At 67.2% G+C, this 11988-nt stretch carries 9 protein-coding genes; 1 reads left to right on the top strand and 8 read right to left on the bottom strand.

What is annotated here, in order from left to right:
* Nucleotides 1-78: 78 nt before the first annotated feature.
* The 8 genes from E3T61_RS01265 to E3T61_RS01230 form a co-directional block, all read right to left on the bottom strand.
* Nucleotides 79-1149, bottom strand: a complete 1071-nt coding sequence (locus E3T61_RS01265; RefSeq protein ID WP_241992330.1) for a LacI family DNA-binding transcriptional regulator — start codon at nt 1147-1149, stop codon at nt 79-81.
* Between the two features lie 96 nt (nt 1150-1245).
* A complete protein-coding gene (locus E3T61_RS01260; protein WP_134639122.1) occupies nt 1246-2121 on the bottom strand; it encodes an ATP-binding cassette domain-containing protein in 876 nt (291 codons plus the stop codon).
* A complete protein-coding gene (locus E3T61_RS01255) occupies nt 2118-3941 on the bottom strand; it encodes a dipeptide/oligopeptide/nickel ABC transporter permease/ATP-binding protein (protein WP_134639121.1) in 1824 nt (607 codons plus the stop codon). The genes E3T61_RS01260 and E3T61_RS01255 overlap by 4 nt, the downstream gene beginning before the upstream one ends.
* Nucleotides 3938-4879, bottom strand: coding sequence for an ABC transporter permease (locus tag E3T61_RS01250; protein WP_134639120.1), 942 nt, complete (start codon nt 4877-4879; stop codon nt 3938-3940). The genes E3T61_RS01255 and E3T61_RS01250 overlap by 4 nt, the downstream gene beginning before the upstream one ends.
* 83 nt (nt 4880-4962) lie before the next feature.
* Nucleotides 4963-6504 carry an ABC transporter substrate-binding protein gene (locus E3T61_RS01245; RefSeq protein ID WP_134639119.1) on the bottom strand — a complete coding sequence of 514 codons (1542 nt, stop codon included), beginning with the start codon at nt 6502-6504 and terminating at the stop codon, nt 4963-4965.
* Nucleotides 6505-6758: 254 nt separating this feature from the next.
* Nucleotides 6759-7970, bottom strand: a complete 1212-nt coding sequence (locus E3T61_RS01240) for a Gfo/Idh/MocA family protein (RefSeq protein WP_241992329.1) — start codon at nt 7968-7970, stop codon at nt 6759-6761.
* Complete coding sequence (locus tag E3T61_RS01235; RefSeq protein WP_338145493.1) at nt 7967-9025, bottom strand: Gfo/Idh/MocA family protein; 1059 nt, start codon at nt 9023-9025, stop codon at nt 7967-7969. Before E3T61_RS01235 ends, E3T61_RS01240 begins: the two co-directional genes overlap by 4 nt.
* Nucleotides 9026-9042: 17 nt before the next feature.
* The gene (locus tag E3T61_RS01230) at nt 9043-9894 is read right to left on the bottom strand and encodes a sugar phosphate isomerase/epimerase family protein (RefSeq protein ID WP_420898457.1); all 852 of its coding nucleotides are present in this window, start codon (nt 9892-9894) and stop codon (nt 9043-9045) included.
* 192 nt (nt 9895-10086) lie between these two features.
* On the opposite strand from E3T61_RS01230, the gene E3T61_RS01225 reads away from it, so the two are divergent.
* Entirely contained in the window at nt 10087-11823 is a 1737-nt protein-coding gene (locus tag E3T61_RS01225) for a glycoside hydrolase family 3 protein (protein WP_134639116.1), read from the top strand.
* Nucleotides 11824-11988 lie beyond the last annotated feature (165 nt).

The following is an 11988-nucleotide window of genomic DNA, read 5'->3' as shown; positions in this document are numbered from 1 at the left end:
GAGATGCTGATTTTGTCAACCGGTTGCCAAAACCGGTGTGAACAGTCTGAACCCGGATGGGCCGGGAACGACTCGGACCTAGTGGGCGGCAGGACCGGTCGAGCCGCGCACCACGAGTTCGGTGACCAGGGCCACCTCTGCGTCGCGGTGCGGCGGTGCGCCGGCGTCCTCGTCGAGGAGCTGCATCATCAGCCGCACGGCGCGGTCGCCGATCGCGCCCAGCGGGGTGCGCACAGTGCTCAGCTGCGGCGAGGTGAAGTCGGAGCCGAAGATGTCGTCGAAGCCGATGATGCTCAACTTCCCCGGCACGTCGATGCCGCTCTCCTGCGCGGCCCGCATCAGGCCGATGGCCATGAGGTCGTTGTAGGCCAGCACTGCGGTCACACCGGAGGCCACGACGCGTGCCAGGGTGGCGGCGCCACCGTCGAGGGTGGGTTTGCCCGGCCCGATCTCGACGATGGTCATGCCGAGGGCCGGAGCTCGCTCGAGAAGTTCCGCCCAGCGGGCCCGGTTCATCCAGGAGTTCACCGGCCCGGACACGAAGCCGATCGCGGTGTGCCCCAGAGCACCGAGGTGCGCCAGGGCCTGCTCGATGCCGGGTCCGATCTCGGGCACGATGCCCGGGATACCGTGCACCTTGCGGTTGATCACCACGAGCGGGCGCTGGTCGGCGAGCTCAACGATCTCCTCGTCGGACAACCGCGACGTCACCAGCACCAGGCCGTCGACGGAGGGTGACAACCGCTCCGCCGCCGCGGCCTCCCGCTCGGACGACTCCTGCGACTCCGCGAGCAACAGGGTGTACCCGCGCTTCGAGGCTGCGGACTCCGCGCCACGGACCACGTTGAAGAACATCGGGTTCGTGATGTCGGCCAGCAGCAGGCCGAGCGAGTTGGTGCGACCGGTCGGCAGCGCCCTGGCCATCGGGTTCAGGCGGTAGTTGAGCTCCTTGGCCGCAGCATGGATGCGCTCCTCGGTCTTGACGTTGATCCGACCGGGCTTGCTCAGAGCGCGCGACACCGTGGACGGGTTCACGCCGGCGAGCTTGGCAATGTCGTAGATCGTCGCCGCCGGTCGTCCCCGGCGGGCACCACGGGTCGACACCGGCAGGGTGGACTCCGCGTCCGGTGTGGAGTCGGCTTCAATCACGATCTACTCATCCCTGGAGCAACCGGTTGCGTGGATGCCGCGCGTCGCTCCGAGTTCATGGTGCCACAGGTCCAGCCGCAACGCGTGCGTGCCCGCTCACACCGCGACGCCGGCCTGGACATCCTGTTCCCTCTGAGTTTCGACCAGGCGCAGCCGGTTGGCCCGGCGCACCTCCTGGCGGTCCGGGTCCGGCACCGGGGAGGCCAGCAGCAGTCGTTGGGTGTACGGGTGTTCCGGCTCGCTCGTCACCACGGCGGCCGGTCCTTGCTCCACGATCTCGCCCCGGTACATCACGGCCACGCGGTGGCTGATGTGGCGTACGACGTCGAGGTCGTGCGAGACGAAGAGGTAGGAGACGCCGGTGTCGCGCTGGATCTGAAGGAACAGGTCGAGCACCCGCGCCTGCGTGGTCAGGTCCAGGGCGCTCACCGGCTCGTCGCAGACGATGAGCTTGGGCGACAGCGCCAGTGCCCGGGCGATCGCCACCCGTTGCCGCTGTCCGCCGCTGAACTCCCGGGGCAGCCGGCCGATGGCATCCCCGGGCAGGCCGACCTGGTCGAGCAGTTCCTTCACCCGCACCCGGGATGCCTTCTGCCCGATCCCCTGGATGCCGAGCGGCTCCGCCAGGATGTCGCCGACCTGCATGGCCGGGTTGAGCGAGGTGTAGGGGTCCTGGAAGACGACCTGCAGGTGGCGGCTGAGCCGCTGGCGCTCCCGGCGGCTGGCGTGGGAGATGTCATCACCCTCGAAGGTGATGGTGCCCTTCGTCACCGGGGCCAGGCCCAGGACCGCCCGCCCCAGGGTGGTCTTGCCCGATCCCGACTCGCCCACCAGGCCGAGAGTCTCCCCGGCGGCAATGCTGATGTTGATGTCGGTCAGGGCGCGGAACGGCTTGGCGCGGAAGCCCTTGCCCGGGTACTCGACGATGAGGTCGTTCACGGAGAGCAGGGTGGGGGCGGCTGAATCGATCATGCTGAGGCACTTCCCTTGGCGCTTGAAACGAGCATCGTCATCGGTTCCTTGTCTTCGAGCATCGACGACAACAGGGTGATCGTGTACGGGTCCCGCGGCGTACGCAGGATCTCGCGGACCGGCCCTTCCTCGACCAGCCGGCCGTTCTTCATGACGACGACCCGGTCGCAGAGGTCCGCGACAACGCCGAAGTTGTGGGTGACGAGGATGACGCCCACGCCGAGGCGTTGTTGCAGATCGCGCAGCAGGTCGAGCACCTCGGCCTGCACCGTGACGTCGAGGGCCGTTGTCGGCTCGTCGGCGATGATGAGGTCGGGCTCGCAGCTGATCGCGCCGGCGATGAGCACCCGCTGGGCCATGCCGCCGGACACCTCGTGGGGGTAGGCCGCGAAGGTGCGGGTCGGGGTGACGATGCCCACGTCGGCGAGCAGCTTGAGCGCCCGAGCCGTGGCCTCCTTCTTGGAGATGCCCAGCACCTTGACCATGGGCGCCACGAGCTGGGATCCGATGGTGAAGGCCGGGTCGAGGTTGCTCATCGGTTCCTGCGGGATGTAGGAGATCCGGGCGCCGCGAAGCGGGGTGAGGCGGCTCTGGACGACGGTGTCGTCGCCCGGTGCCACGGTGTATTTGCCGTCGAACTGGATGCTGCCGGCCACGATACGGGCGTTGTCGGGCAACAGCCCGAGGATCGAGAAGGCGGTCTGGGACTTGCCCGAGCCGGACTCCCCCACGATGCCGAGGACCTCACCGCGGTCGACGTGGAAGGACACGTCGTCGACGACCTTCTTGATGCTGCCGTCCGCCTGCGGGTAGCCGACCCCGAGATGGTTCACGCGCAGCAGGTGGTGTTCGGTGCCGGCGGCAACGGCGGCCGGGGTCTTGCGGCTCTCCCTGGACTCCCGCGCCGGCGCATCCGCTTCGACATTCTTCTTGACCGGCTTGATGGTCTCGGCGTCCTCCAGCGCGTCCCGCACGGCGTTGCCGAGCAGCACGAGCGCGCCGATGGCCAGACCGATGGCCAGGCCGGGCCAGAGCAGCAGGGTGGGGGTCAGGTAGACGTTCTTGAACCCCTCGCTGAGCATCACTCCCCAGGTGGCCGTGGTGGGATCGCCCAGGCCGAGGAACTCCAGTCCGGACTGGATGCTGATCGCCACACCGCAGACCATGGCGGTCTGGATGATGATCGGCGCTCGCACCACCGAGAAGATGTGCCTGGCGATGATCCGGCTGTCGCTCAGGCCGGACACCCTGGCGGCATCCACGTACAGTTCATTGCGCACCGAGCGCACCGCGGTTCGGGTGAGCCTGAAATAGCCGGGGCTGATCAGGATTCCGAACGCGATCATGGACACCCAGACCGACGGACCGAATGCGGCCCGGATGGTGAGGAGCACGATGATGCCGGGCAGTGCCATGAGCACGTTGGTGACCCAGTTGGCCACCGAATCGAACTTGCCCGCGTAGTAGCCGCCGATCAGGCCGGCCGGCAGCCCGATGGCGATGGCCACCGCGGCACAGAGGATCGCGGAGAGCAGCGTGATCCGGGTGCCGAAGACGAGCCGGCTGAAGGTGTCACGGCCGGCACTGTCGGTGCCCAGGAGGTTGACCGCGTCCGGCGCGGCCAGGGTCTTGGCGATGTTGGCGAAGTTCTCCCCGAAAGGCGCGATCGCGTCGGCGAAGATCGCGACCACCGCCATGATCGTCAGGATGACGACCGCGATGATGCCCATCGGGTTGGTCAGAATGCGCTTGACGGTGTTGGCCCGCACGACAACGCCGCTCTGGCCGGTAGGGGCGATGGAGGCAATGGGGAGGGTCATGAGACACGCACCTTGGGGTTGAGCCACCCGTTGGCGAGGTCCACGAGCAGGTTGACGATGATGACGATGACGACGGTGTAGAGCACGACGCCCATGACCAGCGGGATGTCACCGAGGGTTGTGGAGCTGACCGCGAGGGCGCCCATGCCGGGAAGCGCGAAGATCTGCTCGATGATGACGACGCCACCGAGCATGCCGATGAATTGCAGGCTGAGCACGGTCAAGCCGGCGGGGGCGGCGCTGCGGAGCACGTGTTTGAACAGGATGACCCGTTCGCTGATCCCCCGGCTGCGCAGGGTGCGCACGTAGTCCTTTTCGAGCTGCTTGATGACGGCGCTGCGCACCTGCTGGGCGGCACCGGTGACGCCGTTGATGACGAGGGCGATCACGGGCAGGGTCAGCGACGCTGTCCAGGCCGATGAGGGCGAGTCCGGTGAGATCGAGGAGGTGGCGGGGAACAACCTGAGCTGGATGGCCAGGAAGGTGACCAGCACGATGGCCAGGACGAAGCCGGGGATGGCGTCGCCGACGACCGCGGCCGTCTGCACGACCCGGTCGATCCAGCCGCGCTTGACCGCTGCGGCCATGCCGAGCAGGGTGGCGACGATGGCGATGACGATGATCGCGGTGACGATCAGAGCCAGGGTCACCGGGAGCCGGGTGACCAGTGCGCCGGCCACCGACTGGCCGGTGAACCAGGAGCTGCCGAGGTCACCGGTCAGGGCCTGACCCAGCCAGCCGAGGAATCGGACGATGAGGGGCTGGTCGAGGCCGAGCTCGGCCGACTTGGCGTCGAGTTGCTCCTGGGTGGCGTATTCGCCCAGGATGTTCCGCGCGATGTTCGCGCTGGAGAAGTAGAGGAGGGCGTAGGTCAGGCAGGCGATCGCGAAAAGCACGACCACACCCGCTACCAGCCGCTTCATGAGAAAAGTAAGCACGATATCGCTCCATTGCGCATTCTGCTCAGGTGGTGGGTCCGGGGTGCGGGCGGTGACGCCCGCACCCCTGACCGGCCGCTGGGTTAGTTGACGGGCGAGTAGTTGTACAGGCTGGGCACGGCCTGCTGGGTCTGCGGTACGACCTCGACGACCTTGCTGTTGCTGTAGTACATCTGGCTCGGGCGGAAGAAGGGCGCGAACCAGGCGTTCTCGACGACGTACTCGTTGACGGCTGCCGCCTGCTCGGCGCTCTGATCGCCGCCGGTCTGGGCAGCCAGGAGCGCCGCCGCCAGCTCGGGGGACGTCGAGTCGAACGGGTTGTAGCCGGCGGTGGTCGCGATCTGCTGCTTGATGACCACCCACGGCTCGCCCTGGAAGACGCTGAACCAGGCGGCGGAGTACTTGGCGCCGGAGATGTCGGCGACGTAGTTGGCTTGCGGAACCGCTTCCTGCTCGACGGTGATGCCGATGTCGGCCAGCTGCTGCGTGACCACGGCGAGGATCGCTTCGGTGCCGGGCAGCAGCGGCAGCTTGAGGGTGAAGCCGTCCTCGTAGCCGGCCGCAGCGAGAAGCGACTTGGCCTTCTTCGGGTCGTACGGGTAGGCGTCGTCGAGGTCCGCCTCATAGGCGGCGGTGTCCTTGTTGAAGATCTGGGTGGTGACTTCACCGTGCCCGAGCGCCAGCTGTTCGAGGATCGTGTCCCGGTCGATGGCGTGGTTGATGGCCTGGCGCACGCGCACGTCGGCGAGCTCAGGGGTGATGGCCCCGTCGCGGTCGAAGAGGAACAGGCCCATCCAGTCGGTGCTGTACTCGGTGAGCGTGAGACCGGCACCCTCCGCCTGCACGCCGGTCTTGGGGTCGAGCAGGGTGGCGTCGATCTGGCCGGACACGAGGGCGTTGGTCCGCGCCGTGATGTCGGTCAGCACCTTGAAGACGACCTTGTCGTACTTCTGCGCGTCCTTGTCCCAGTAGTCGGGGTTGGCGGTGAAGGTGAACTGTGACCCCGACACGGAGTTCGCGGCGTCCATGACGTACGGGCCGCTGCCGACCGGGGCCGTGTCGATCTCGGCGGTGGCCAGCGCGGCCGGGCTGCCGATCAGGCCGGGCGCCTGGGTGAGGTAGTACTCCAACGCAGGGTCGGGCTCGCTCAGCGTGATGCTGATCGTGCTGTCGTCGACCACGTCGACCGCGGAGACCAGGGCGATCTGCTGCGCATCCGGGCCGTTGTCGGCCAGGAAGTGGTCCAGGTTGGCCTTGGCGGCGGCGGCATCGAAGGTCGTGCCGTCGGAGAAGGTGACATCGTCGCGGAGCGTCAGCGTGAGTACGGTGTTGTCGTCGTTGTACGACCATTCGGTGGCCAGCATGGGGCTGAGGGTGCCGTCGGCGTCGCGCTTGATGAGAGTGTCGTAGGCGGCCTGGTAGATCGGCATCTGGTGGCCGAGGTGAGCCTGGGCCGGGTCGAAGGACTTGATGTCGGCCAGGGATCCCAGGGTGAGGGTCCCGCCGGTGGCGCCGGCGCCGGATGACGCGCCTGGATCGCTGCTGCCGCCCGCGGCACAGCCCGACAGCCCGAGGGCTGTCACGGTGAGAATGGCGACAGCTGTCGCCATGGAGTGAAACTTCATTGTTGTCTCCTGGGTTGGGGGGAGGTCTCGACACTGAGTTCTCGACACCGAGTGCAACCGGTTGCCAACTCTAGTCAAACGTGAGCCGGATCGATTGATTGGTAACGCTATATCAGATGCCTGGCTTTTGGCAACCGATTGTCGCTCTTGTTATTGAAGTGTTTTCAGGTCTTTCCGCATCAGCTCGCGGACACGAGGAATGGCCTCCCCACCACTCGAGACGAGGGTGGGAAGGCCGGCGACCGGGCGCGTGGTCAGTCGCGCTCGGAGAAGGTGCCCTCCGCGCGGATGCGCTCGTTGAGCGCGGCGAGGAATTCGTCCTGGTCGAAGTCCAGGGAGACCTCCCGGCCGGTCCAGCTGGAGAGGTGGATGGCGTTGGCGAGGCGCACGCCCTTGATGCCATCGGAGCCTGGTGCGAGAAGCGGGGTGCCGTCAAGGATGTTGGCCGCGAAGTTCTCGAGCACGCCGGCATGCTGGCCACCCCACGCGGAATCGAACTCGATGGTCTCCTGGGTGTAGAACTCATCGGTTTTCAGCTGGCCCGTGAACAGCTTCAGGACGTCGCCCATGTCCATGCTCTCGCTGAGCTCGCGCTCCGGCTTCCGCAGCCGGGACACCGTGGCCGTCTTGGAGTTCTCGACGACGATCTTGCCCTGGTCGCCGAGGATCTCGAAGCGGTCGGTGCCGATGAGGTCGTGGGTGGCGGTGACGAAGACGCCCGTGACGCCGTTGCCGAAGTCGGCGAGGGCCGTCACCTCGTCTTCCACGACGATATTGCGACGGAAGCCGTAGGCCACCTTCGAGTACACCGACTGGGGCACACCGCAGATCCACTGCCAGAGATCCAGCTGGTGCGGGGCCTGGTTGACCAGGACCCCTCCGCCCTCACCACCCCAGGTGGCCCGCCAGGCACTCTGGTCGTAATAGCCCTGCGGCCGCCACCAGTTCGTGATGATCCAGTTCGAACGCAGGATGTTGCCGATCTCGCCGTTGTCGACGATTTCCTTGAGCCGCACGTAGAGGGGGTTGTTGCGCTGGTTGAACATGATGCCGAAGCTCAGGTGCGGCTTCGACGCGGCGAAGGCATTCAGTTCGTCGACCTGCTTGGTGTAGACGCCGGCCGGCTTCTCCACCAGGGCGTGGACGTCGCGGGACAGCGCGTCGATGCCCATTTGCGGGTGCAGGTAGTGCGGCACGCAGGTGACGACGGCGTCGACCTCGCCGCTGTCGAGCAGGTCCAGGTGGTCCGTGAAAAACCGCGCCCCCGGATATTCCGCCGCGGCGATATCGGCCTTGGCCGGGTCGATGTCGGCGATCGCGGTGACCACCATGTTCGGCACCAGGCCGCCCTTGATGAACTTCGCGTACATCGAGCCCTGGGCGCCGAGCCCGATGATGCCCAACCGCACGGTCTTGGTCATCACGTCGCTGGCCTGCACGTCGCTGGCCGTCACAGTGTTCGTCATAGTGTTGCTGCCTTTCGGTCATTCTCTTCTGTGTGCTGCCACGCTGCGCTGCTCTGCGCGCGCTCGGGGTAGGTCTGGTCGTAGACGTCCTGGATGATGTTCAGCGTGCGCTGGGCCTCGACCGGGCTGATCCAGAAGGCCTCCGGCTCGTCCAGGCGCGCGTAGAAATCCTCGATCAGGAGCCGGTGGGACACGCCCCAGTAGGAACGTGCGCCTTCGGCGACCGCGCGCTCCTCGACGACCTCGACCCGGCCATCCGGGTAGCTGATCGTGAGGTTGCCACGCAGGTTGAGGGTCGCCTTCTCGGTGACGATGTCGATGGTGACCGGCGCGTTGACCGCGTTGGCCAAGGTGGCGTAGAAGATGCTTCGCGCGCCGTTGGTGTGCTCGAGGACCATCTCGGCGGTGTCCTCCACCTCGATGGTGTCGCCCAGAGCGCGGGTACTGGCGTTGCCGCTCACCTCGCTGACCTCTCCGACCAGCCACTGCAGCAGGTCGAGGGTGTGGATCGCCTGGTTCATCAGCAGGCCGCCACCGCCGGTGGCCCAGCGACCCCGCCATGGCCGGTCGAGGTAGTACTCGGGCCCGCGGAACCACATCACCGTGGCCGCCGCCCCGGCGACCCTGCCGAGCTCGCCGGAGGCCAGCAGCGCCGCCGCGGCCTGCACCGGGGCGTTGTAGCGGTTCTGGAAGCAGACCGCGATCTTGGCCGTGCCCGCTTCGGCGGCGGCGACAATGCGGTCGCCCTCTGCCCGGGTGTGCGCCAGGGGCTTCTCCATCACCACGTGGATGCCGCGCTCCAGCGCGTCGATGGCGATGGACGCGTGCAGGTGGTGTGGGGTGCAGATATGGATGACGTCCGGGTGCACGGTGTCGAACATCTCCGTGTGGCTGTCGAACCCGGGCACGCCGTGCGCGGCGACAGCGCTCGCCAGGCGCTCGGGGTGCACGTCGCACACGGCCACCAATTCGGCGTCGGACACGATAGCGATGGCGTCGAAATGCAGGCTCGAGATGTCGCCGCAGCCGATGACGGCCACGCGCCTCGGGATCACGGCAGGAGTGGCGGCGCTCATGTGGTGCGCACGCCGAGGCCGGCGAGAAGACCCGCGAAGGCGCGCGCCGCCTCGCCGAAGGTGGCCGGGCCGGAGAAGCCGCCGAGCTCGTGCTGGATGGCCAGGTGCGGCTCGAGGGAGGCGAAACCGACGTAGCCGTCGTCGCGGAGTGCCGTCAGGGTTTCGACGAGCTCGCCGTCGCCCTCGCCGGCCGGCACCACGACGCCGGTGGCCGCCACGGCATCCTTCACCTGCAGGTAGTCGAGGTAGGGGCGCAGCTGGGCGTAGCCGTCGGTGAACGGCTTGACCCCGACCTGCACGAAGTTCGCGTTGTCCCAGGCCAGGCGGAGGGCGGGCGAGCCGACACTCTCCACGAGGTCGAGCACGCGCTCGGGGGTGTCCCCGTAGATGTCCTTCTCGTTCTCGTGCAGGAGGACCCCGCCCTCCTTCTCCGCGAGATCGGCGAGCAGGCGCATGCGGGTGAGCACGTCGTCGCGGATGCTCTCCACGGCTATGCCGGGTGCGCGGTAGAACGAGAAGACCCGGATGTTGGGTGTCTGCAGCACCTGGGCGACGTGGATGATGCGCCGCAGCCGAGCGACCTCGAGATCCGCGTCGAGGGCGACGTCGACCTTTCCGATCGGCGACGCGACGGCCGAAACCGCCATGCCGGCGCGGGCGAGCTGGTCGGCGAGGGCAGTCAGCTGGTCGTCGTCGAGGTCGACCACGTTGGTGTCCCACGCGCTGCGGACCTCGATGTGACTGGCGCCGAGCGCCTTGAGGACGGCGACCTGAACGGCCGGGTCCGGGTCGATCTCGTCGCCGAAGCCGGAGAGGGTCCAGGCAACCGATTGCAATTCTGACACGATGTGACGACCTCCGTCGTAGTTCGCTTCATTGGGAACGCCGCGACAGATTCGTCGCGAGGTATGCACACTCTACGTTGAGCCGCTCGATTTTGGCAACCGGTTGACAGAACTAGGCGACATGGTGTGACATAGCCTATGAGGCACTTTCCCGTGCCCGCTCTACTGCTCGTTTCTCACACACAAGGATGTGGCATGGTCGACCTCAGCGCGAAGCCGTTCAATCTTGGTTCGGCCGCAATCGAATGGGTACATGCCACCATCTTGTCCCTGAGCCCCGACGAGAAGATCGGGCAGCTCTTCATCAACCTCAACACGAACTTCGCCCCCGAGTACCTCGACGGAGTCCTGGACACCTACCACGTGGGCGGCATGCGCTACATGGGCTCGGACTCCCGGACCGTGCAGGAGCACATCCGGTACGCGCAGTCCCGGTCCAAGGTACCGCTGCTCATCGCGTCCAACCCCGAGATGGGCGGCTTCGGCAGCATCGACGACGGCACCCTGGTCTCCACCCACCTGCAGGCCGGCTCGCACCCCGACAAGTCCATCGCCCGCGAGATGGGCCGGGTCGGCGGGGTCGAGACCGCGGCGCTCGGCTGCAACTGGGCGTTCGCCCCGATCGTGGACATCCACTACAACTGGCGCAACACCGTGATCAGCACCCGGGCCTTCGGCAACACGCCCGAGATCGTGATCGAGCGGGCCAAGGAGTACTTCGACGGCCTGAGCGAGTCGAACATGGCCGCCGCGATGAAGCACTTCCCGGGCGACGGCATCGACGAGCGCGACCAGCACGTGGTCACCAGCTACAACACCCTCGGCGTCGACGAGTGGGAGGCCGGCTACGGGCGGGTCTACCGCGAGCTGATCGACCACGGCGTGCAGTCCATCATGATCGGCCACATCGGCGCTCCCGAGCTCTCCCGCAAGTTCCGGCCCGGCATCACGGATGCCGAGATCCTGCCGGCCACCCTCGCCCCCGAGCTGCTGCAGGACCTGCTCCGCGGCGAGCTGGGCTTCAACGGGCTGATCCTCACGGATGCGTCGATGATGGTCGGCATGACCCAGGCGATGCCCCGCCGCGACGCGGTGCCCGCCGCGGTCGCCGCCGGCTGCGACATGTTCCTGTTCTTCCGCGATCCCGCCGAAGACACCGAGTACCTGCGGGAAGGCATCCGCACCGGGGTGATCACCGCCGAGCGCCTGCAGGAGGCGCTCGAGCGCATCCTGGGCCTCAAGGCCTCGCTCGGACTGCACACCACCCCCCGCGACCAACTCGTGCCCGGACCGGAGGCGCTGGACGTCATCGGGTCGCCGGAACACCACGCGGTGGCCGCGGCCATCGCCGACAAGACCGTGACGCTGATCAAGGACACCCAGGGCAATCTGCCGCTGCGTCCGGAGACGCACCGGCGCATCCGCCTGTATGGCGTGTCGGGGGCGGCCGACTTCACCGGCACCGACCCGAACTCCTACCTGCAGATCGCTCGTGACGAACTCGAGCAGGCTGGCTTCGAGGTGCACGTGTTCAAGGATGCAGCGCAGCGCAAGGCCGAGGGCGAGGAGCACGTCTACTTCCACACCGTGATGTCGGAAGAGGCCAATGGCAGCTACACCGACAAGTACGACGCGGCGATCGTGTTCGCCAACGTGGCCGGCTTCGCCCAGGAGGCCAGCGTGCGCATCAGGTGGTCGACGCCGATGGCCGCCGAGATCCCCTGGTACGTCACCGAGGTGCCCACCGTGTTCGTGTCGCTGAACCAGCCCAACCACCTCATCGACGTGCCTATGGTGAAGACCGTGGTGCACGCCCACAACCCCAGCCGCGAGGCGATCCACGCCGCCGTGCAGAAGATCATCGGGGCCTCCGAGTTCCAGGGCACCTTCAATCAGAATGTCTGGTGCGACACCTGGGGCACCCGCCTCTAGCCGCCCGCCGCCTCAGCCCCGCAACTGTTCCCGGTGCGGACAAGTGCGGCCGGTGCGCCCTGAGTGTCAGCCTGTGGTGAGACAGATCATCGTTTCATCATGGGCCGGCTCAGGGCGGGGAAAAGGACGTCCGCATGGACATTTCAGAGTTCCCGCAGCGCCTCT

This window comes from Cryobacterium lactosi, assembly GCF_004403945.1.
Classification (GTDB): domain Bacteria; phylum Actinomycetota; class Actinomycetes; order Actinomycetales; family Microbacteriaceae; genus Cryobacterium; species Cryobacterium lactosi.
This window is presented reverse-complemented; position numbering and strand designations above follow the sequence as displayed.